17 protein-coding genes are annotated in these 21,447 nt (G+C 47.8%); 13 read left to right on the forward strand and 4 right to left on the reverse strand.

What is annotated here, in order from left to right:
* The first annotated feature begins 136 nt into the window (after positions 1 to 136).
* The 13 genes from HYX48_04165 to HYX48_04225 all read left to right on the forward strand — a co-directional run bounded on the left by HYX48_04165 (position 137) and on the right by HYX48_04225 (position 17,365).
* Positions 137 to 1,135: a ketoacyl-ACP synthase III gene (locus HYX48_04165; GenBank protein ID MBI2743092.1), complete on the forward strand. Its 999-nt coding sequence runs from the start codon at positions 137 to 139 to the stop codon at positions 1,133 to 1,135.
* Positions 1,132 to 2,079, forward strand: a complete 948-nt coding sequence (gene fabD / locus HYX48_04170) for an ACP S-malonyltransferase (GenBank protein ID MBI2743093.1) — start codon at positions 1,132 to 1,134, stop codon at positions 2,077 to 2,079. The genes HYX48_04165 and fabD overlap by 4 nt, the downstream gene beginning before the upstream one ends.
* Complete coding sequence (gene fabG / locus HYX48_04175) at positions 2,080 to 2,829, forward strand: 3-oxoacyl-ACP reductase FabG (protein ID MBI2743094.1); 750 nt, start codon at positions 2,080 to 2,082, stop codon at positions 2,827 to 2,829.
* 43 nt (positions 2,830 to 2,872) lie between these two features.
* Positions 2,873 to 3,106: an acyl carrier protein gene (gene acpP, locus HYX48_04180; GenBank protein MBI2743095.1), complete on the forward strand. Its 234-nt coding sequence runs from the start codon at positions 2,873 to 2,875 to the stop codon at positions 3,104 to 3,106.
* Between the two features lie 149 nt (positions 3,107 to 3,255).
* Positions 3,256 to 4,431 carry a hypothetical protein gene (locus HYX48_04185; GenBank protein ID MBI2743096.1) on the forward strand — a complete coding sequence of 392 codons (1,176 nt, stop codon included), beginning with the start codon at positions 3,256 to 3,258 and terminating at the stop codon, positions 4,429 to 4,431.
* Entirely contained in the window at positions 4,428 to 6,083 is a 1,656-nt protein-coding gene (locus HYX48_04190; protein ID MBI2743097.1) for a hypothetical protein, read from the forward strand. The genes HYX48_04185 and HYX48_04190 overlap by 4 nt, the downstream gene beginning before the upstream one ends.
* Positions 6,080 to 7,771, forward strand: coding sequence for a hypothetical protein (locus HYX48_04195; protein MBI2743098.1), 1,692 nt, complete (start codon positions 6,080 to 6,082; stop codon positions 7,769 to 7,771). The genes HYX48_04190 and HYX48_04195 overlap by 4 nt, the downstream gene beginning before the upstream one ends.
* On the forward strand, positions 7,768 to 9,447 hold the full coding sequence (locus tag HYX48_04200) for a hypothetical protein (protein MBI2743099.1): 1,680 nt from the start codon (positions 7,768 to 7,770) through the stop codon (positions 9,445 to 9,447). Before HYX48_04195 ends, HYX48_04200 begins: the two co-directional genes overlap by 4 nt.
* On the forward strand, positions 9,444 to 10,670 hold the full coding sequence (locus HYX48_04205) for a hypothetical protein (protein ID MBI2743100.1): 1,227 nt from the start codon (positions 9,444 to 9,446) through the stop codon (positions 10,668 to 10,670). The genes HYX48_04200 and HYX48_04205 overlap by 4 nt, the downstream gene beginning before the upstream one ends.
* Entirely contained in the window at positions 10,667 to 12,403 is a 1,737-nt protein-coding gene (locus HYX48_04210) for a hypothetical protein (protein ID MBI2743101.1), read from the forward strand. Before HYX48_04205 ends, HYX48_04210 begins: the two co-directional genes overlap by 4 nt.
* A complete protein-coding gene (locus tag HYX48_04215) occupies positions 12,400 to 14,103 on the forward strand; it encodes a leucine-rich repeat domain-containing protein (protein MBI2743102.1) in 1,704 nt (567 codons plus the stop codon). The genes HYX48_04210 and HYX48_04215 overlap by 4 nt, the downstream gene beginning before the upstream one ends.
* Positions 14,100 to 15,680, forward strand: coding sequence for a leucine-rich repeat domain-containing protein (locus tag HYX48_04220; protein MBI2743103.1), 1,581 nt, complete (start codon positions 14,100 to 14,102; stop codon positions 15,678 to 15,680). The genes HYX48_04215 and HYX48_04220 overlap by 4 nt, the downstream gene beginning before the upstream one ends.
* Positions 15,677 to 17,365, forward strand: coding sequence for a leucine-rich repeat domain-containing protein (locus tag HYX48_04225; protein MBI2743104.1), 1,689 nt, complete (start codon positions 15,677 to 15,679; stop codon positions 17,363 to 17,365). Before HYX48_04220 ends, HYX48_04225 begins: the two co-directional genes overlap by 4 nt.
* Positions 17,366 to 17,535: 170 nt before the next feature.
* On the opposite strand, the gene HYX48_04230 is transcribed toward HYX48_04225, so the two are convergent.
* Genes HYX48_04230 through HYX48_04245 form a run of 4 tightly spaced genes read right to left on the reverse strand, consistent with a single transcriptional unit; the run spans position 17,536 to position 21,361 of the window.
* The gene (locus tag HYX48_04230) at positions 17,536 to 18,606 is read right to left on the reverse strand and encodes an extracellular solute-binding protein (protein MBI2743105.1); all 1,071 of its coding nucleotides are present in this window, start codon (positions 18,604 to 18,606) and stop codon (positions 17,536 to 17,538) included.
* Positions 18,607 to 18,616: 10 nt separating this feature from the next.
* On the reverse strand, positions 18,617 to 19,402 hold the full coding sequence (locus HYX48_04235; GenBank protein MBI2743106.1) for an ABC transporter permease: 786 nt from the start codon (positions 19,400 to 19,402) through the stop codon (positions 18,617 to 18,619).
* A complete protein-coding gene (locus tag HYX48_04240; protein ID MBI2743107.1) occupies positions 19,395 to 20,273 on the reverse strand; it encodes an ABC transporter permease in 879 nt (292 codons plus the stop codon). Before HYX48_04240 ends, HYX48_04235 begins: the two co-directional genes overlap by 8 nt.
* Entirely contained in the window at positions 20,270 to 21,361 is a 1,092-nt protein-coding gene (locus tag HYX48_04245) for an ABC transporter ATP-binding protein (GenBank protein ID MBI2743108.1), read from the reverse strand. Before HYX48_04245 ends, HYX48_04240 begins: the two co-directional genes overlap by 4 nt.
* Between the last annotated feature and the right edge of the window lie 86 nt (positions 21,362 to 21,447).

Raw genomic sequence — 21,447 nt, forward strand, 5'->3', positions numbered from 1 at the left:
CAACAGGATAGCGAAGCGGCTTGTTGTGTTTCAAATGAAAACTTTTAAAGGAGGAAGAAGCTTTGTTTTTTTTCGCGATTAAGCTAAAATTGAAGGATCGTTTAACAAAAAATTTTAATTTTAGGAACCAGAACAGATGCTGGCAAAAGCGAGAATCATTGGAACAGGCTCCTATCTTCCTACGCGAGTTCTGAGCAATAGCGATTTAGAGAAGATGGTAGAGACCTCTGATGAGTGGATCTTCACACGCACTGGTATTAAAGAGCGCCGCATTGCTGCAGAGGGCGAGCACACATCTACCATGGGCTTTGAAGCCGCGAAGAGGGCAATTGAGAATGCGAAGATTCAGCCCGAAGAGATCGATCTTATTCTCGTCGCAACGCTCACCCCAGACCACATCTTCCCCAGCACGAGCTGCATCCTTCAATCTCTCCTTAAACTGCCCAACGCCGCAGCCTTCGATTTACAGGCAGCCTGCACCGGGTATGTATATGGGCTCTCTATCGCTAAGAGTTTTGTTGAGTCGGGCATGTATAAAAATGTCTTGCTCGTCGCATCTGAGAAGCTCTCTTCAATTGTGAACTATAAAGACCGCAACACCTGCGTCCTCTTTGGAGATGGAGCCTCTGCCTGCATCGTTAGCGCAAAAGGAAAAGGTCTTCATATCCGTGAGATCTGCCTTGGCGCAGATGGAGAGCAGGCGTGCCTGCTCACCCTGCCAGCAGGGGGCTCTCGCACTCCAGCCTCTCAAGAGAGCGTCGCAGCAAATCTCCACTACCTGACCATGGAAGGAAAAGAGGTCTATAAGCACGCCGTTCGTAGGATGGAAGCTGCCTGCAACCAGTGTCTAGCTCAGGCCGGTCTCTCAGAAAAAGAGATCAGCTGGCTCGTGCCACACCAGGCCAACATCCGCATCATCGAAGGCATTGCTAAACGCTTTGAAGTGCCGATGGAGCGGGTCTTCATGACAGTTCATAAGTATGGAAACACCTCAGCCTCTTCGCTCGGCATCGCCCTCGATGAGCTTCTGCAGGAGTATAAGATTAAAAGCGGAGAAAATCTTCTTCTTACAGCCTTTGGCGCCGGACTTACCTGGGGCAGCTGTATTTTAACCTATAAAGATGAGGAGTCATGAGTAGACGTTTTGCTTATCTCTTTCCTGGACAAGGTGCGCAGTATGTAGGGATGGGAAAGGATTTTTACGACCAGTTCCCCATCGCGCGTCAGACCTTTGAAGAGGCGGACGATCTTCTCGGACAGACCTTTTCTAAGCTTATTTTTGAAGGGCCTGGCGAGGAGCTTACCCTCACAAAAAACAGTCAACTTGCAATCTATATCGTAAGCATTGCTATCTGGAGAACGTTTCAGCAGCAGTGCCCAGACGTTCACCCCACTCTCTGCGCAGGGCTCAGCCTCGGTGAGTACACCGCACTTACAGCGGCTGGCAAGGTCTCTTTTGCAGACTGCCTCCAGCTCGTAAAGGCGAGAGGCCTCTACATGCATGAGGCGTGCCTCTCCTCTCCTGGTACGATGCGCGTTGTGCTCGGTTTAGAGGTCGAAGCTGTAGAAAAGGCTCTAGCAGAGCTCGGTTCTGATTCAAAGGTCTGGATCGCCAACCTCAACTGTCCCGGACAGGTCGTGATTGCAGGTGATCTAGCTCACATGGATAAGGCAGCAGAACACCTAAAAGTGCGCGGCGCAAAACGCGTACTGCCGCTTGATGTCTCCGGCGCCTTTCACTCTCCGCTGATGCGCGAGGCTCAAGAGAGATTAAGCCCTATCATTCAAGCTACACCCCTTAAAGAGACCCCCGTTTCCCTCATTATGAATAGCGTGGGTAGAGTCGTCTCTTCTCTCGACGAGATCAGAAAGTCTATGACAGATCAAGTTACTCACCCCGTCTTCTGGGAGAAGGGGATTCGCAGCGTGGAAGGCAGCGTCGACCTCTATATCGAGATGGGCTGCGGCAAGACCCTTTCTGGCATGAATAAGAAGATTGGAACGCTCGCTCCAACACTTACTCTCGAAAAGGTCACAGATCTAGACACAGTTATAACATCCTTAATGGCAGGAGTGTAGATGCTAAAAGATAAGAAGGCCCTCATCACTGGCGGAACAGCGGGAATCGGCAAAGAGATCGCTCTGCGTTTTGCTAGAGAAGGCGCGCATGTCGCCGTTTTTGGAACAAACCCCGAGCGCGTTCAGGAGATTCTTCAAGAGCTTGAAGGAGCAAGAATCTCTCCTGAGCAGAAGTTCTTTGCGGAAGCTGTGAACGTTGCAGATAAGAAGGCTGTTGAGAGCGCCATCCAGCATCTACTCACTGGATTTGGAACCTTCGATGTTCTGGTTAACAATGCCGGCATCACACGCGATAACCTCCTGATGAAGATGAGCGAGCAGGATTGGGATGAGGTGATGGATGTCAATCTCAAGTCGGTCTACAACACCTGCCAGACGCTTGTGAGACCCATGATGAAGGCCCGCGGGGGTAAAATTATTAATATATCATCTGTCATCGGCTTGACAGGAAATGCGGGCCAAGTGAATTATGCTGCATCCAAATCGGGGATGATCGGCTTTACAAAGGCCCTAGCTCAAGAGCTAGCCTCGCGCGGTATCTGTGTAAACTGCATTGCGCCTGGCTTTATTCAGACCCGAATGACCGATGTCCTTACGGATTCTCAGAAAGAGGGAATCCTGAAAAAGATACCCATGGGCCGCATGGGCTCTGCTCGCGAGATTGCAGACGCCACAGTCTTCTTGGCGAGCGACCTGTCCAGTTACATCACTGGGCAAGTTCTCACAGTTGACGGCGGAATGGTAATGTAAATTTTATTTTGAAAACGGAGAGTAAAAAATGGAAGAAAAAACCATGACGATTGAAAAAGAAGTCATCGACATCGTCACCGAACAGCTCGGTGTAGATGCGGCTGACGTTACGCTTGCAAAGTCTTTTGTTGAAGACCTTAACGCCGATTCGCTCGACCTCACAGAGTTAATCATGACCTTCGAAGAGCGTTTTGGCTTTGAAATCTCAGAAGAAGAAGCTGAGAAGCTCAAGACTGTAGGCGATGTCGTCACCTACATCCAGAAGAAGAAAGCTTAAAGTAAATTTTTTCTTTTTCGACTCTAAAGGAGCTCAGTTTCTGGGCTCCTTTCTTTTTATACAAATCTCTAATTATAAATTTTTTAATCCTCAAAAAATACTCATCTACGTGCTATAATATACACACTATTTTTCACTAATGGTTAAGAATGGCAGTTGTCCAATCTGCTCGTTTTTCTGGAGTGCCACCCCCTGTTATCAGGGACGTCATATTCGGCATGCTAACGCCCGCAGAAGTAGCCACATGCGCTCAAACGTGCCTGCGTTTTCGCGATCTCTTTAGAGAGAAAATAGGGCTACTAACTGCGAACCTTTTAAAAAACGAGGCGCTCGCCTTCTCTTACCAGAGAGTCTCGCTAAGCCATCCGGGTGCACCTACCCATGAAATTTTCGGGAAGTGGTGCCAAAACCAGCTTGATGAATGCATGCTTTTTCGTAAACGAAGAGCTGAGCTTAGTGCGCTAAAAACTACCTCTGAGTGGAAAAGGCTTACTCCTTCGGGCATTCAAAAGCTCTATCTCATTGCTACTTCGCATCAGGCACAGGTAGATGCGATCTTTCGATATTTTGTTGGTCAGCTATGCAACAATGAGAGTAGATGTACGTTTCCTGCTCATCTTCAGGATAAGCAATTAAGAGAGTGGCACCGGAGCGATGGAACAAAGGAGTTATTTTCACGAGTTACATTTTTTCGCTGGGAACTAGGTGACATTCCACCTGAGATCTCTAAGCTCTCGTTTAGAGATCTTATAATTTCTGTAAGTGTACAAGAAGAAGATTGTCGCACTTCATATCTTCCACCTCTTCCTCATACATTAGAAAGTGTAGAGATTAGTTTTTGCAATTTTTTGGAAATTCCTTCTGCTATTCTCGATCTTCCAAACCTTACTGCTCTGAATATATTTGATAATCTCTCTCCGATACGCGCCTTTCCGGATGCGCTTGCTCGCAGAGTGCAGACGAGAAATGATCTCGGCTTTTTTCTTAGGGATGCTAAAAATGCAGTTATGAAGCTAGGAACGGTCTCTGGAAATAACAACTTGCCAATAGATAGAACCCACCTCACGCACATTCCCTTCTTCATCTGGCTTAGAGAGACCTTCTCCCTTCCCCACATCTCATTCTTTGCCCTGCCAGACCTCATCAGAGATAACCTAGGAGATTTTTTCTGGATAGCCTTGCCAATCTTGATAGCCTCGCTACTCCCACTGTTTGCTTTTAACCTCCTGGTCCTCTCTTACAACCTCTTCCTAAATTTCATCCTTGAGCCGGTCGTCACCTACTTCCGCGACCAGCTTGGCTATAGCCGCATGGTGGCCGTATGACAACAGCTCTTCAAACGCGTCCATTCGACTTTGCAGGCGTGCAGGCGCCGATGGCAAACATTGCGCTTGAGTATTTGACTCTGGAGGATCTCCAAGCTGTGGGCAAGACCTGCAAAGTCTTTCGAGTAATCATCGGAGAGAGGGTAGTTGCAGTTAGAGAGAAGATCGCCAGAACATTTACAGCACAAGACGCGGATGCTCCAAGAGCCTATACAAAAGTGTTTGGTCAGGATGCTCGGCCCCTTTCGGAGATTCATTCCGAGCTTCGTACAAATTGCCGGGCGAGCCTTAATGCAATACGCGTCCCTCAAAGCTACGACTTTCCTGGCAACGATATAGGAGAAAGAGATCAAGCCACGAGAGATAAGAACCAGATAGTAAGATATTGGAATCAGTTGCATCTTCCCTCTTTGGCTGACGACAATTTTATGCGCTTCATCAACTTTCTTCACTCTTTTGCAAAGAAACTTGAAGCTTGCCGCTTTACTCCTGAAGAGCATCTTCTATTTGGGAGGCTCAATGCACTTGATGGTAGAGATGAAGAGAGAGAGCAGCTAGCAAATAGGCAGAAGGAGAATTTAAAAGACGCACTTGAGCACATTGAGAGTTTTGCGGGGATGGAGAGTTTAATGCGCTCCATTGATAGAGATTTTCCCAGTACGGACCAGCCCGTAAAAGACTTGTGGACATTTGTAATGAGAAGGATGGAAGTAGCAAGGACTACCCCTGAACTCCTTAAAAAAACTACTCTTAGCCCGACCCACATGCTTCGACTGGAGCAGGTCGTACTCTCTTGCCAAGGCGAGAACGATTTGAATATGATGCAACTGCGCCAGAGTATCCTACATTCTCCTGTTGCAATCGCTGGAATAGATGCCGCAACTACTGCTGTTATGATGCGCACGTATTTTAATGATCCAGCTCATCTGCCTGAGCTCGATCAAATCCGCAGACTCAACATGCTCGCCCGCTTGGGCATTCCGCAAGAGATCACCAGATTAAGAAATCTGGAGGTCCTCAGAGTGGATAATCGCGAGAGCTTGAATCAGCCCACTCGGCTTCCCGACTGGTTTCAAGAGCTGCAGAATTTAAGAGAGCTATCCATTCGCTCTAGCTGGTTTAAAAAGATTCCAGATGCCATAGCAAGACTTCCTCACCTCTCCTACTTGGAGATAATACAGGACGATGCGCATCCAATACCCGTGCTTCCAGACGCACTTGCTCGCAGGATGCAGTGCAATGCTCTCTCTACCCATTTTGCCTCTGCATTTGAGCATTTTTTTGAGACGAAGACCTATGACCTGCGCAATCTTGAATACCTCGGACTAGATAGACGCCATCTTACGCAGATCCCTTTCTTCATCTCGTTTAAAGAGAACTTCTCTCTTCCCTACATTCCAGCCATGTTCCTGTTAACACCGATCATGCCTCTCTTGGACGCATTTGAAAACGTCCGCATTCCGATTTTGCAGTATATTGCGCTCGTTCCCGCTTGCATACTTACCCCTTTCATATATCTTGCAAGCGCGATTCCCGCTTTCCTCCTCAATATTCCGATCCTAATCTACAACATCCTCCTTGATAAAGCCCTTGAGCCGGTCGTCACCTACTTCCGCGACCAGCTTGGCTACAGCCGCATGGTGAACGTATGAGCATAAGAGCAGTATCTCCTCGACTTTTTGAAGAGGATAGAGAGGTTCTTGCGCAAGCGTATAGCACCATGTTGAGCCCGCAAGAGCTTGTCGTAGTAAGCCGGGTCAATAGATGTTTTAGAGGAGTAGTCAGGCTTGTATTTGATCGCGTTGCATCGGAAATCTGTCAGACGAGCAAAAACCAGACAGAGAGATTTTCGCAAAATTATAATCTGACTTTTGAAGATGAAAATCGCCCCGTTTTAGAAGTCCGTAACGCTTGCAAGAGCCGCTGCATTGAGCTTCTAAATCGAATAAAGGAACAAGATTGTGTAGATCGAGAAGGACATTGGCTTAAGGAGCACTGCTCTAAATTTATTGAAGTTTCTTTTACGGCAGAAGAGAGAGAATCCGATCTGAAGCGATTTGCAGTTTTTTATAATCGTTTTGGAAGCGGGTTGCAGGAGTGTGTTCTTTCAGACGAGGAGCTTGGAGTATGTAATATGTTTGAGAAACCCAAGGTAAACTTCGACGGAAATTGGAGGTATCCACTTCGAGTTAACACAGCAGATGAAGCTGCGCTCCGCGTGCGATTTCATCAAATCCTGGATAAGAGAACAACAGCGATCCAAGGTGTAGAAAGTGATCTAACTACCTTTTGGCAAAGGGAGGCGTTAACACTCTCGTTCAAGCAGATACGTGGAGGAGATCAACATCTTCCGACTCATCAGGCCTTTAGAGTCTGGTATAGCGAGGTGCGCGCGGTTGCCCATGCAACATCTCGTGGGCGTGTAGAGCTTCTGAATTTAAGAGCAGAAGGCTTATGGAAAAAGCTCTCAATAGATAATTTTACGCGTATTCACACGATCTACACTTCTAATCTGAAAGATGCGGACGAGCAGCTAAGTGAGTTTCGTGAGGCGATCTTATCCCAGAATGTAGATATTCCCAACCTTTCTGGAAAAGAACTACGAGCTTGGTTTTGCGATCCCCAGAATGAACCACTCCTCGCCCAGGTGCAAGCTCTAGATGTAACATGCTTGCCATTAGAAGTTGGAAAATTAAAAGGTTTAACGTCTCTAAAGTTTAACGTTTACCACTATGATAAAGAGTTAGAGGATCTACTCGCCTCTCTACCACATCTTTCTAAACTTGAGGTGTCCAACGGGTTGGAGGTAAATTCAAATAGAATTCTTCAGGGATTTGAAAGGTTTCCTGCTCTTACCGAGCTAGATTGGACGGACGATAAGGTGAAGATTCTTCCAGATGGAGTAGCTAGAAAAGTGCAGATAAACTCCTTTTCTCAGCTTTTTAGTAGTGCTATTGATCAGTGCTGGTCTTTACAACCTAAAACTACACTTTCTAATCCTTACAACAAGAGCTACTTAGGATTCAATAGAACTAAATTTACTCAGATTCCTTTCTTTCTCTGGTTTAGAGAGACCTTCTCCCTTCCTTATATTTGGATCTTTTCCTATGCGGACACAGTGAAGCACTTCCTAACAGTAGATCGAATTTGGGGTCGTTTCATTATTAATCAACCCCTGCAGTTTGCTTTCGAGCTGCCACTCTTTCTAGTCGCTCTACTTCCGGCTTTAGCTCTTAATCTCACGATCTTTGCCTACAATATCTTCCTCGATAAAGCCATCGAACCGGTAGTTACCTTCTTCCGCGACCGCCTTGGCTACAGCCGCATGGTGGACGTATGACAACAAATTGGATTACCAGTGCAAGGCCCTGCGACTTTGCAAGCGTGAAGGCGCCGATGGCAAACGTGATGTTTGGATTTTTGACTCTGGAAGAGCTCGATAAGGTAGCTGGGCTTTGTAAAGCGTTGCATCAGGCTGCTGCAGAAAGAGCTATTCTCGTTAAAGGCCAGATTGCATTCACATTTAAGCCTCAAGTTGAAGATGTCGAAGCTCTTTTTGCAAGGAGATTTGGCAGTGATACACGCTCAGTGAGTGAGATCTGGGCAGATGTTAAAACCCAATGGACACTTGCGCGAAATGCGATAGAGGCTCCAGAGCAGCTTGCGCAACTGAATGGACATGGCGGATATCTAGATGCGCGCAGGGCTGTATCAAACCAGGAAACGTTAGAAAGATATTCCACCCAGCTCATTGATATCTACTCGCGTGTTGATCTCGGTGAGTTAGGAGAAAAGCGCTTTGCCATTTTTTTTGATAGCCACCTAGCAGACCTTCAGGCGTGCTGTTTTGCGCAGGATGAGCGCTGGATACTAAACGACTTTCAGGCACAGGATAGGAGAGTTGAAAGAAGCGGGCTACCCAAAAGACAGGGCGATAACCTAGAGAGGGCAATCACCCGTCTTAAGAACTTCTTGGCACAGGAGAAGCTCTCTCATCTCTTCCGATCGACTGTGGAGTGGAGAGATCTGCCCGCGACCCATGCATTAAAAGCGCTGAATAGATCGCAGATTGAGGAGATGAGAAGCTGCTTAGGAGCACAACCTCTTCAAGGCCTACATCCGCGTCTAGGATATGAGCACTTTGTAAAACAGGAAGCAGTTCGTCTGGCTTGTCAAGATCAGGCAGACCAGAATCTACTACTCCTGCGGAATGCGATTGGCAATCAAAACGTTCAAATTCCTGGGGAGTTTCCTCATCAGATAAGAGAGTGGTTAAATGACGATGCTCACCTGCCACAGCTAGATCAGATTCGGGTCCTTGCGCTGCGTGGGTGCTCAGGAATTTCTAGAGAGATTACCAGGTTAAGAAACCTAGAGCGTCTAGAGATAAACAATAGACAAGTTGGTCGGCTCTCTTATCTTCCTAGCTGGTTTCAAGAGATGCGCAATTTAACATCTTTGCAAATCAGGCAAAGCTTCTTCACGGAGATTCCAGCCGTCCTTGAAGGGCTTCCTTCGCTCTCTTATCTAACGATACGGCAGCGTATCGCTGGTTCGCTCATCCATCTCCTTCCCGACTCTCTTGCGCGCAAGATGCAGTCAAACTCGCTCGTCACCCATTTCGCCAGCGCCATGGAGACGCTTTTTGAGAGTAGAGATGACTATGTCAACGATCTTCAATATCTCGGGCTGAGTAGACGCGATCTTACGCAGATCCCCTTCTTTATCTGGTTTAATGAGACCTTTTCTCTGCCTTACGTGCCGGGCACCGGGCTGATTCGGCCGATTATACCACTGCTAGACGCATTAGAAAATGGTCGCGTTCCAATTTTGGGGGATATTGTAGAGGTTCTGGGTATGTTTCTAACCTTTTTTTTATATTTCGCAAGCGGTAGCACAGCGCTCCTCCTCAACATTCCGATCCTGATTTACAACATCCTCCTCGATAAAGCCATCGAGCCGGTCGTCACCTACTTCCGCGACCGTCTTGGCTACAGCCGCATGGTGGCCGTATGAGTAGTGTTCAGCTCGCTCAGTTTCGTGGACTTCCAGACGATCTTGTCCAGGCGGTCTTATTCAATATGCTTACTACGGAGGAGCTAGCTAAGTTTAGCCAAACCAATCGGCTCATTTGCAAGCTTTTTAGAGGAGTAAAAGAACGGCTGGAAAGAGAGATTTTGCGGGATGATCTGCTCAGCCCCTCTTGCCTCAAAGCTGCTCTTCTCATCATCCCAAGAGAGATGGTTTTACAGCGCTGGTGCGAGCAGCAGCTCTCGAGAGTGAATCGGGATGTTGCAGGACCCAGGGAGCTTGCTCTTTTGAAGCAGAAGCCCGAATGGCAGAAGTTCTCCGTGGCCCGCTTTGAAGCTATTTACACCCTTGGTGTGGCGATAGAGGATAGGGTGTTTCTAGCGTTTATAAAGACGTTGCGTTATCTCATTCCCATTCCAAGGAATCTTTATGTAAATGGGCTCAGGGCATGGTTTAAAAGTGATGAGAGCAGGGAGATTCGATCGAGAGTTCAGAGTCTTGCCTACAGAGCAGAACTGCCACCAGAGGTTTGTGAGCTAAGAGAGCTTCGATATCTAGGGTTTAAGCACACCGGCGCTGCTCCTTCTAGCCTTCCCGATGGATTTGGGCAGCTTGTAAATTTAACCAGACTCGATGTGCTGGATGCGGATTACGCTGAGATTCCTTCTGTTATCGAAAGCCTTCCTCAGCTCTCTCACCTAGAGATCTCTTCGCGCAAGTCTCCTGTAAACAGGATAGGCGTGCTTCCTGATGCGCTTGCGCGCAGAGTGCAGACAAATAGCATCTACGTGCTGCTCAGAGAGTTTGCTAATAAGACGTGCAACAATATTTTGGAGTTCGATCATATGAAAGATGGAGCTCTTTATGACCACTACTTGGGAATAAAGAGAACAGAGCTGCACCAGATTCCCTTTTTTCTCTGGTTTAGAGAGAACTTCTCTCTTCCATATATTCCATCCCTGGTTTTCGTGGGCCTAATTCAGATGGTTTTTCAAGAATTAGAGCAGTGTCTGTTTGAAGAGGAGAGCATGTTTATCACCACTCCTGCTGCATTAAGTATGATACTCACCTTTCTTGCCACCTCGATTCCTCTTCTCATTCTGAACCTTCCCATTCTCGCTTTCAACATCCTCCTCGATCAAGTGATCGAACCGGTCGTCACCTACTTCCGCGACCGCCTTGGCTATAGCCGCATGGTGGCCGTATGACAACAAATTGGATTGCCAGTACAAGGCCCTGCGACTTTACGGGTTTTAAAGATGCATTTGGGACTGGTGTCGGCAGCATGCTTACTGTGCATGAGCTTGGCCTTGTGGCCAGAGTCTGCACATTTTTTAGAGACCAGGTCACCAGGCGTACGCTTGATGTAGTTGCTCTGGAGATTCAACAGACGAGCTCTTCTCTCGTAGAGAAAGTCAAAACTGACTACGACGCCCTTTTTAAGGGTGATAAGCGTCATCCCAGCTCTATTTTCGATACTTACCGAAGGGAGTGTTATGCTCTCATGGGAAAGGTAAGACTAGTTGTAGTTGAAGGCACCCTTTGTGATGACTTGCAATCTTGCTGGAAGCAGTATGAGTCTTTCTCACGAGAAATTGAGAGAGAGTGGTGGAAGGGAAGATCGGGACTTGGCTTAAGCCCTAGAAACAAGGTGACAGAAGAACGGCATGCGATTTTCTTGCATAACTTGAGTAGGCAACTCTCTGTTTGCATGATCTCCAAAGAGAACGAGTGGGCGCTCAAACCAGACTGGGAAGCGGCAAGACGTGCTGAGCTGCATGAAGGAGGATTCCCTGCTGTTACGATTGATGAGAAGATAGAGTCCCAAAGGAGCGAGCTCAACACGATTGCTGCAGTGCAGAATGAAAATCTAGGTAGAGCTCTTCGAGCACTGCAAGAGTTTTTTATGAGAGAGAGGCTCACACATAGCTTCAATAGAGTTTTTACAGATGCTGCTATTCCCCAGAATGAGAGGTGGGGACGGTGGGCTGGAGATCTGCTCGCTACTGCTCGGGAGACAGGGGTTGGGCGCGTTCAGCTAAGAGCTCTTATTCAGAACAGCAGGCCTCTTCGAGAAACCATGCTCGGAGTCCATCGGATCGTAGATGAGACTGAACCTGTGATAGCAAAGAGTTTGAGTAGTTTAGGTTCGGCTCTTTCAAGGGAGGGGCTGGGTATTGATTTTGATCCCGATAACCCTCGGAGTCTATTGGAAAGTGAGCGGGCAAGAGAGAGGCTCGAAAGAATCGCTTCGCTTATGTTATTTGAGTGTTCAGATATTCCGCGCGCTATCGGTAGGTTTCAAGGGCTAACAAGCATTAGAGTTGATGGCCGGATAGCCTACCTTCCCGATGAGCTAGCTTCTCTACCTAATTTGCAGAGCGTGGTGCTTTGGGGAAGTAACTTTAGTTCTCTTCCTCCTCTTCTAGAACGTATGCCTGCTCTTACACAGCTACGGATCTTTAACATGTTGCCGATCAGAGAATTTCCGGATGGTCTTGCGCGCAAGCTGCACACGAGTCGCTTAGATATGATGTGGACTTCAGCCTGGCAGGGCTTTACTGCAGAGTTTTCGGCTCCAGACTGGGATGAAAAGTATGAGCGTCAAAAGTATTTTGGATTGAGCCGCGTGCAGTTTACAAATATCCCCTTCTATTTCTGGTTCGAAGAGAGCTTCTCTATTCCCTATATTCCAGGGGGGCTTTTCGCCTGGCCTTTCATAACCCTTTTTGAATCCCTAGTTCCTGAAGGAAGAGTGCGACACCTGCTAAGCGGTCCTTTCATGATTTTTCTTGCCGCAATTACTCTTCCAACTCTTCCTCTTCTCTTCATTCTTAACCTACCCATCTTTGCCTACAACCTTCTCCTCAACCTCGCCATCGAGCCGGTCGTTACCTACTTCCGCGACCAGCTTGGCTATAGCCGCATGGTGGCCGTATGACAACAAATTGGATTACCAGTGCAAGGCCCTGCGACTTTTCCGGTTTTAAAGATGCGTTTGGGACTGGTGTGGGCAGCATGCTCACTGTGCATGAGCTTGGCCTGGTAGCCAGAGTCTGCACATTTTTTAGAGACCAGGTCACCAGGCGTACGCTGGCTGTAGCTGCTCTGGAGATTCAACAAGCGAGCGCTCCATTAGCAGAAAGAGTAAGTGCTGACTATGAAGCGACATTTGAGCCCGATGAGCGTGTATCGCTCAGTATTTTTCAAAATGAAGAGCAGAAGTGTAGTGATGCGATTTTGGGAATAAGAACAACTCCTTTTGAGAGATCTCTACTTTTTATGCGTTTGATACAGAGTTGTGGAAAGTATATGTTCAATTCAAAAACCTCTAGCGACGAATTAACGAGAAGGCGTCACTTAGTCTTCGAAAGAAGACTGACTGTAAGAGTTACTGACTGCTTACTTAAAAAGGAGGATGAATGGGCACTGAATCCAGACTGGGAAACGCTAAGACGTGCTGAGTTGCAAGAGAGGGGAGATTCCGCTGCTACGATCGATGAGAGGATAGAGACTCAAAGAGGCGAGCTCGCTGTGATTGCTGCAGCTCAGGATGAAAAGCTGCGTAGCGCTCAGCAAATGCTAGAAAGTTTCATTTCAAGAGAGACGCTAACTCGGAGCTTCAATAGAGTTTTTAACGATAAAGCAGTTCCTCAAAATAGCAGATGGCAGAGATGGGCAGGAAGAGATCTTGAGCTAGCAAGAGAGACAGCGCGTGGATCTTCAGAGTTAGATGTTTTTTTACGGACAGATGCTGGAAAGAAGCTAAGTAGTGCGCGTTTTCTTGAAATTCAAGCTATTGCAGAGAGAAGTGAAGATGAAATTGAAAAGAATTGGGAGCGCTTTGCTGTGGCTCTCAGAGCTCAGGGTGTCGGTATCCAAGGAGAAAGCTATTTAAGCTGTCGTGAGTGGATTGAAGATGACAGGAATAGAGGAATCTTAGAAAGAGTTGAGCGACTTGAAATTGAGGAGGCTACAGACATCCCACGTGCGATCGAGAGGTTGCAAGAGCTAAAATCTTTAAGATTTATAGGTAGGATCACTCATCTTCCAAATGAACTTGCAAGGCTACCTAATCTTCAGAATTTGACGTTTTATAACAGTAGTTTTGTTGAAGTTCCTGCTCTTCTGCAGGATCTGCCTGCGCTCTCTCATTTGCGAATATTTCAAAACTCAATAAGAGAGCTACCAGATGGGATTGCACGCAAGCTGCATACAAATCGTTTGGGCATGTTAGCTAGATCTGCATATGAGCAGTTCTTGGATGAAGGCTGGATGTGGAAATACTCGAATGAGCTCTATTTGGGACTAAAACGATGGGACCTCGAGCGTATTCCTTTTTACATCGCTCTAGAGGAGCTCTCACTTCCCTATTCTCCTTACTACTTTTTGGCTACACCTCTTATCATTCCTGGATGGCTTATAGGAGAGATTATTCGAGGGTGTTTCGGTGAAGTTCCAAATTTTTTAAACGCTTTTTGGAACGGCGTTCTTTATTCATTCGCTTTTATTACCGCTCCACTTGTTCTGCTTCTTAACCTGCCCATCTTCGCCTACAACCTTCTCCTCAACCTCGCCATCGAGCCGGTCGTCACCTACTTCCGCGACCGCCTTGGGTATAGCCGAATGGTGGACGTATGACAATAGTACGCTGGTCTACCAGTGCAAGGCCCTGCGACTTTTCGGGTTTTAAAGATGCGTTTGGGACTGGTGTGGGCAGCATGCTCACTGTGCATGAGCTTGGCCTGGTAGCCAGAGTCTGCACATTTTTTAGAGACCAGGTCACCAGGCGTACGCTGGCTGTAGTTTCTATGGAGATTCGACAAGCAAGCAGTGATTTAGAGAGTAGAGTGAGCATTGGTTATGAGAACGCTTTTCGCGGTAGTATATATTCGCCTCTCATTAACTTTTTTACTGTTAGGTCTGGAAAGAGTAATCTCACCTCCTCGATCCAAATAGTTGCAGGAGAATCTGTTGAGCTAGAAGATTTTCGTGAAAACTGGGAAAAATACTGGTGCGATTCTCTTCGTTTTGTCGGCGGTTCACAAGTCGTAGCGCAACGACATGCTCTTTTTATTACAGATCTAAAAGACAGACTCCAGCTCAATCAAGAAGCAGAGTTAACGAGCAGACTTCCAGTAGCTACCCAGGCTTTAAAAGATTTTTTTACTAGAGAGAAGCTCACCTACAGCTTCAATCAAGTCTTCTCTGATCAAGCTATTCCAGAGAATGAGAGGTGGCAGAGGTGGGCTGGAAGAGATCTTGAGCTAGCAAGAGAAACAGGGCGAGGACGCTTCCAGCTAGTAGCTTTTCTGCAAACAGATGCTGGAAGAAAGTTAAATAGCGCGCGCTTTCTAGAGGTTAGGGCGATTGCAGATAGAAATGAGGCTCAGATAGCAGATTCTTGGGATAATTTCATTCTTGCCTTACGCATGCAAGGCGTTCAAGTTCCTTATGGGGACTATATGGTGCAACGTGGGTGGGTGGAAGCGGAGGGAAATAGAGGAGCTCTAGAAAGAGTGGCTCAGCTTATAATTCAGGGGTCTACAGACATCCCGCGTGTAATCGAGAGGATGCAAGGTCTAAGATCGCTTACGTTTACAGGAGCAATTACACACCTCCATAATGAGTTCGCAAGGCTACCTAATCTTCAGAATTTGATGTTTTATAACAGTAGTTTTAATGAAGTTCCTGCTCTTTTAGAGAATCTTCCTGCCTTAACTCATTTGCAAATAATTGCAAATACCCCGCCAATCACAACACTTCCAGATGGGATTGCACGCAAGCTGCACACAAATCGTTTGGGCATGTTAGCTAGATCTGCATATGAGCAGTTTTTTCATGAAGGAGGGCCTATGATGTACTCGAATGAGCTCTATTTGGGATTGCGTCAGTGGGATCTTGAACGTGTTCCTTTCTACATCGCTCTAGCGGAGTTCTCACTTCCCTATCCCCCTTACTACCTTTTGGCTACACCCCTTTTTGTGCTTGGGTTGCTTATAGGTGACATTATTCGAGGGTGTTTCGGTGAAGTTCCAAATTTTTTAAACGCTTTTTGGAACGGCGTTCTTTATTCAGTCGCTTTTATAACCGCTCCACTTGTTCTGCTTCTTAACCTGCCCATCTTTGCCTACAACCTTCTCCTCAACCTCGCCATCGAGCCGGTCGTTACCTACTTCCGCGACCGCCTTGGCTATAGCCGCATGGTGGCCGTATGACAATAGTACGCTGGTCTACCAGTGCAATGCCCTGCAACTTTTCGGGGCTTAAAGATGCGTTTGGGACTGGTGTCGGCAGCATGCTTACTGTGCATGAGCTTGGCCTTGTGGCCAGAGTCTGCACATTTTTTAGAGACCAGGTCAACAGGCGTACGCTTGCTGTAGCTGCTCTGGAGATTCAACAGGTGAGCGCTCCATTAGCAGAAAAAGTAAACGCGGACTATGCCGCTGCCTTCTGGGGAGATGAGCGCCTTCCAACAGAAATAGTCGTTACTGCAGGAGACGGGTGCAATACTTTTGTTTTAGGCATGCGTGCAACTGCAACAGGAGCGGCGCTATTAAACAGCTTAAAAGAGTGCTGGCAGAAGGCTGCTCTTCTTTCGGCTGCTCCGAAGGATTCGCTAGCAGAGAAGCGGTGGATTCTTTTCTACGGAGGATTGACTAAGTTACTAGATGCATGCCCAGTTAAAAAAGAAGAAGAGTGGGCGCTGAATCCAGAGTGGGAGACGGCACGGCGCGCTGAGCTGCATGAGAGTGGACTTCCTGCTGTTACGATTGATACGAGGATAGAGACTCAAAGAGGCGAGCTCGCTACGATTGCTGCAGTGCAGAATGAAAATCTAGGAAGAGCTATGCGGGCTCTGCAAGAGTTTTTCACTAGAGAGAAGCTAACAGATAGCTTTAACAGAGTCTTTGCCTATTCCATTATTCCTGAGGATGAGAAGTGGAGCCGGTGGGCTGGAGAGGTGTTTGCCTTCGCACGGGAGACAGCGCTTGGACGCACTCAGGTGAGAGCTCTCATTGAAACAAATAGGCCTCTTCCAGAAACTCTACTTGGAGTACACCGAATCGTAGATGAGACTGAACATGAGAGAGCAAGGAGTTTGCTCAGTTTAGGTGATGCTCTTGCAGGACTAGGCTTTGTCGCGCCGGCGGGAGTTAGGAATATTGGCAGATGGCTGGAGAGCGAAGAAGAGAGACCCCATCTGGAGCAAATCGAGGGGCTTGCCCTGAACAATAGCTCGGATATTCCACGTGCGATCGGGCGGTTTCAAGGGTTAACAACCCTTCAGTTTACAGGCCCGATAGCATATCTTCCCGATGAGCTCGCTTCTCTACCCAATTTAAAGCGCCTGCGCTTCTTTCAAAGCAATTTCAGCGCTCTCCCAGATATTCTGCAGCGCATTCCTGCCCTCACAGAACTTGCAATACTCAACAACCGGCTGCCAATCAGAGAACTTCCAGAAGGGCTAGCGTGCAAGCTGCATACGAGCCGCTTGGGCATGATGTGTTCGGCAGCCTGGCAGGGTTTTCATGGAGGCTTTTTTGAAATCGAAGAGTTCGAGCGCTATGAGCATCAAAAGTATTTTGGATTGGACCGCCGTGAGCTGACAAATATTCCCTTCTATCTCTGGTTCGAAGAGACCTTCTCACTTCCCTATATCTCTATGGAATGGGCTTTCTACCCTTTCCAACTACTTGCTGATGTTTTTGACATTCATAACCGTGATCTCGGAGAAGCTGCAATTCCTCTTTTTCTGTTTGCTCTCGGAGCCAGCGCCTTCCTCTTGGCCCTCGATCTCGCGTTTTTCATCTACAACCTTCTCCTCAATCTCGCCATCGAGCCTATTGTCACCTTTTTCCGCGACCGCCTCGGCTACACCCGCATGGTAGCCCTCGCCTAACTTCTTTTTTGGAGTGCGGCGACCCGGCGCCGCTTTTCTCGAGATCGACCTGGCGATCTCTCTTAATCTCAAATAAGAAAATCGACAAGTCGATTTCAAGAAAAGCGGCGCCGGGTCGCCGCACTCCAAAAATAACTTCGCATGCGTTCCATCAAAGAGAGAGAGCTTGGTTATTCGGCTTTGAGTTCGACCCAGAGGTGCTGGATCTCCTGGTAGGGGAGAAGGACCTCTGTGAAGTGGTACTTCTTGAATTTACTTAGAGAGGATTGGATGATCTCGCGCTCGTCGGGATCCAGAGACTGAAGAAAGCTGGGATGGAGGATGGCTGGGAAGAAGCCATAGGTGTCGTAGTGGCGCTTAATCGACTGCATGCGGAAGAGGTAGTTGATGAACTCATAGACGAGGGGCTCTTTCTGGCTGGCAGCGGGAATGGCGATATTCTCAATCGAGAGGAAGCTTCCCTCTTTTGGCACGGCGAAGTCGATGTAGTTAAACTTGCGTTTAGCGCGCCAGATGTAGGAGCTCGAAGCGACAACGATAGGGCAGTTGCCCGTTACGAGGAAGTAGTCGCCGCGGAAGTCGGCGTAGGCTTCAACCCAGCTCTTCTGCTGAAAGAGGAGGTTTTTCACGTTTAAAGCCTGCTCCGGATCTAGCGTTTGAACGGGGCCATAGAGGTAGAAGGCAGCGAGAAGAATCGACTCGATAGGGTCGTTGATCATCGTGATCTTATAATCGATCTGCTCGCGGTCGAAGATCGCCTTCCAGCTTGGGTCGAAAGGCTTATCTTTAAAGTAGTTCTTGTTAATTCCAAGTCCGAAGATCTCCCACTCAAAGGGGAGGCTGTGGCGATTTTCGGGATCGTAACGATGGTTAAGAAGAAGGGGGTTGATATCTCCGTAAAAGAAGACCTTCTCTTTGGCGATCTCTTTCAGTAGGTTATCTTTGACTAGAAGCGGGACGACATAGTCTGAAGGGATTACCAGGTCGTAGCCCTCTCCGCGCGTCGCCTTCATCTTCACTAGAAGCTCTTCGTTCGACGAGTAGTAGTTGAGATAGACCTTAATTCCCGTCTCTTTCTCAAAATCTGCAACGACTGAGGGGTTCAGAATGTCTCCCCAGACAAACACGTTGATGCTTCGAGGCTCAAACTGCACGACCTCCCATTTGGGGGAGTAGAGAGCGATCCCAATAAGAAGCAGCCAGAAGGCGATTACGCCGCTACGAGTGATCCATTTGCTCATTTTACTCATCTTAGAAGAACCGTACCCGTGTTTTTAGTGAGAAGAAGAAGAGCACTAGTAGACTGCTGAGTAGAAGCAGAAGAGTCGATAGGGCGTTTACAACAGGAGAGACGCCAGATCTAAGCATCGAGAGAATGTAGAGCGACAGAGTCTGAGAGGAGCTGCCCGCTGTGAAATAGGAGAGGATAAAGTCGTCAAAAGATAGGATGAAAACGAGGAGCGACGTGGCAAGAAGAGAGGGAGCAAGCAGAGGGAGCGTCACCTTAAAAAAGGTCTGTCTAGGTGTGGCTCCTAGCACCAGAGAGGCCTCTGTTAAGTTGTAGTCGAGCTCCAAAAAGCGCGCATAGACCATGGGGACAACAAAACCGAGCCCGAGAACAGTATGGGCAACGATAAGTGTTGTTAGCCCCAGCGGCACCGAGAGCAGAGTGAAGAAGCTTAAGAGGCTGACTGCTAAAACTGTCTCTGGGATGATCAGATTTCCGTAGAAGAGGGCGAGAAACTTGCCCACGCGTCCGCCTTGGGCGGCGTAGAAGATGAGAAGAACGCCAATAATTAAGCTGATGAGCGTAGAGAAGCAGGCGACGATTAGTGAGTTGCCGAAGGCCTTCCAGAGGTAGACCGAGCGGAAGAGTTCGGTGTACCACTTGAGAGTGAACTCTTTCCAAGGAGAGGGGAAGCCTTCAATGTTAAATGAGAAGATGACCAGCACGAAGATAGGCACGTAGAGAAAGAGGTAGGTGGCTGCAATGCCAATCAGAGAGGAGACTCTTCCTAATGCCGGTGTTTTAAGCATGAGCTCTCCTGCTTCCGAACAGCCGATTGATCAAGAAATAGAGCAGTGCTGCGCTAATAATCAGAAAGAGGCTTGCAACGACGGTGAAGGCGGCTCCCAGCTCTCCTGTATCCTCTCCTAAAATGTAGTGAGAGACGACGCTCCCCACAAACATGAGCTTATCTCCGCCCATCAGTTCAGGAATGGCGAACTCTCCAAAAGAGGGGATGAAGACTAGAAAGAAGCCCGCGCGCATCCCTCGAAGGCTAAGAGGAAGAATGATGTGTCTAAAGGTCTGCAGCCAGCTTCCTCCAAGATCGTAGGAGGCCTCGATTAACTTGTAGTTAAAGCGCTCGAGCGTTGAATAGAGAGGAAGAATCATGAAGGGGAGGTAGTAGTAGACCATCATCACCATGATTGCAAAGAGGGAGTTGAGCATGTGCAGAGGCTCGTCGATGATCCCTAAGTTGGTGAGAAGAATATTTAAGAAGCCCTGCTTTTCAAGCACGAAGAACCAGGCATAGACGTGAAGCAGGAAGTTGGTCCAGAAGGGGACGATAAGAAGGAAGAGAAAGAGGCTTTTGAACCGCTTTCCGCGGAAGGCAAGAAAGTAGGCGAAAGGGTAGCCGATAAGAAGGCAGAGGATCGCATTTCCAAGCGCAAGCAAGAGCGAGTTTCCGATCACACGCAGATAGAGAGGGGAGAAGAAGGGGAGGATCTTCTCTAGAGTGAGCCCTTCGATCTCTCCGCTTAGAGAGAACTTCAAGAAACTTGAGACGACAATTAAGAGTAGAGGAATGTAGAAAAAGAGAAACTGCCAGATCAGCGCAGGAACGCCGATTGCAAAAGGAACTTCAGAGGTGGGCGGTCTTGGTAAAAAGCGGATTTTCATCTTTCTAGGATCACCACGTTCTCTTTTTGCCAGTAGAGATTAACCTCGTTGTCGTAGTCGATCACCTCTTGTGGGAAGTGCTCCTCATTCTGTTCGAAGACTTGCACGCGAAGCTGGTTTTTTAGACGCACGTTATACTGCGTTGAGCGCCCATGGTAGACGATCGATTGTACGACTCCTTTCACACAGTTAGAAAAGTTCTTTACCTCTTTTTTTGAGATGAAGATCTTCTCGGGACGCAAGCTAAGCAGGACATCCTGCCCCTCTCTCATCCAGTCGCGTTTTTGTGGAAGGGCGATCTTGAACTTGCCAAGATCTTCTACCTCGATTTCGGGTTCGCCCTCTAAGTTTCTGAGTTTTCCGCCGACGATATTTGTAGTTCCTACAAACTTAGCCACAAAAGAGCTGATAGGAAATTCGTAGATCTCTTTCGGCGTTCCGATCTGCTCAATCTCGCCATCGTAGTTCATGATCGCCATCTGATCGGCCACAGTGAGCGCTTCAAACTGATCGTGTGTGACGTAGACGAAGGTTGTTTTAAGCTTGTCTTGAAGCTCGATGAGTTCAATCAGCATGCGCTCGCGTAATTTAAAGTCGAGAGCAGCTAGAGGCTCATCCAGAAGAAGCACAGCGGGCTCGTTCACAATTGCTCTTGCAAGAGCCACGCGCTGCTGCTGGCCCCCAGATAGCTGGCTTGTGAGCTTATAGATGTGCTTCTGAAGGTGGAAGGCTTCGAGAATCTTCAGCACCTTCTGCTCGATCTCTTCCTTCGGAAGTTTTTTTAGCTTCAGGCTATATGCGACATTGTCGAAGACGTCGAGATGCGGGAAGAGGGCGTAGTTCTGGAATACGATATTGACTGGACGTTCGTGGATAGGCAGGTGGGTGATCTCCTCGTTTCCAAGGTAGATCGCGCCGGAGTCTGCAGTTTCGAGACCCGCGATTAGGCGAAGAAGAGTTGTCTTGCCGCACCCGCTCGGCCCTAAAAGAGCAAAAAACTTTCCTGCAGGTATAGAGAGGTTTACCCCATCGATGATGAGGCCGCCGTTGATCGTCTTCTTCAGTTTTTCAAGTCTAATACTTCTCATGAACTTCTTTGCCGAGCGTGTTACACATTTTTTACATAATCGATTCTCCATTTTACTTCCCGCGATTTGATTTCGCTAGTCGAAAT

This window comes from Chlamydiales bacterium (genome assembly GCA_016185065.1).
GTDB lineage: Bacteria > Chlamydiota > Chlamydiia > Chlamydiales > Rhabdochlamydiaceae.

Coding starts and splice junctions, on each gene's coding strand:
- HYX48_04215 (MBI2743102.1), top strand. CDS start 12,400: ATGACAACAAATTGGATTACCAGTGCAAGGCCCTGCGACTTTTCCGGT.
- HYX48_04230 (MBI2743105.1), bottom strand. CDS start 18,606: ATGAGCAAATGGATCACTCGTAGCGGCGTAATCGCCTTCTGGCTGCTT.
- fabD (MBI2743093.1), top strand. CDS start 1,132: ATGAGTAGACGTTTTGCTTATCTCTTTCCTGGACAAGGTGCGCAGTAT.
- acpP (MBI2743095.1), top strand. CDS start 2,873: ATGACGATTGAAAAAGAAGTCATCGACATCGTCACCGAACAGCTCGGT.
- HYX48_04235 (MBI2743106.1), bottom strand. CDS start 19,402: ATGCTTAAAACACCGGCATTAGGAAGAGTCTCCTCTCTGATTGGCATT.
- HYX48_04225 (MBI2743104.1), top strand. CDS start 15,677: ATGACAATAGTACGCTGGTCTACCAGTGCAATGCCCTGCAACTTTTCG.
- HYX48_04185 (MBI2743096.1), top strand. CDS start 3,256: ATGGCAGTTGTCCAATCTGCTCGTTTTTCTGGAGTGCCACCCCCTGTT.
- HYX48_04190 (MBI2743097.1), top strand. CDS start 4,428: ATGACAACAGCTCTTCAAACGCGTCCATTCGACTTTGCAGGCGTGCAG.
- HYX48_04200 (MBI2743099.1), top strand. CDS start 7,768: ATGACAACAAATTGGATTACCAGTGCAAGGCCCTGCGACTTTGCAAGC.
- HYX48_04165 (MBI2743092.1), top strand. CDS start 137: ATGCTGGCAAAAGCGAGAATCATTGGAACAGGCTCCTATCTTCCTACG.
- HYX48_04220 (MBI2743103.1), top strand. CDS start 14,100: ATGACAATAGTACGCTGGTCTACCAGTGCAAGGCCCTGCGACTTTTCG.
- HYX48_04245 (MBI2743108.1), bottom strand. CDS start 21,361: ATGAGAAGTATTAGACTTGAAAAACTGAAGAAGACGATCAACGGCGGC.
- fabG (MBI2743094.1), top strand. CDS start 2,080: ATGCTAAAAGATAAGAAGGCCCTCATCACTGGCGGAACAGCGGGAATC.
- HYX48_04210 (MBI2743101.1), top strand. CDS start 10,667: ATGACAACAAATTGGATTGCCAGTACAAGGCCCTGCGACTTTACGGGT.
- HYX48_04205 (MBI2743100.1), top strand. CDS start 9,444: ATGAGTAGTGTTCAGCTCGCTCAGTTTCGTGGACTTCCAGACGATCTT.
- HYX48_04195 (MBI2743098.1), top strand. CDS start 6,080: ATGAGCATAAGAGCAGTATCTCCTCGACTTTTTGAAGAGGATAGAGAG.
- HYX48_04240 (MBI2743107.1), bottom strand. CDS start 20,273: ATGAAAATCCGCTTTTTACCAAGACCGCCCACCTCTGAAGTTCCTTTT.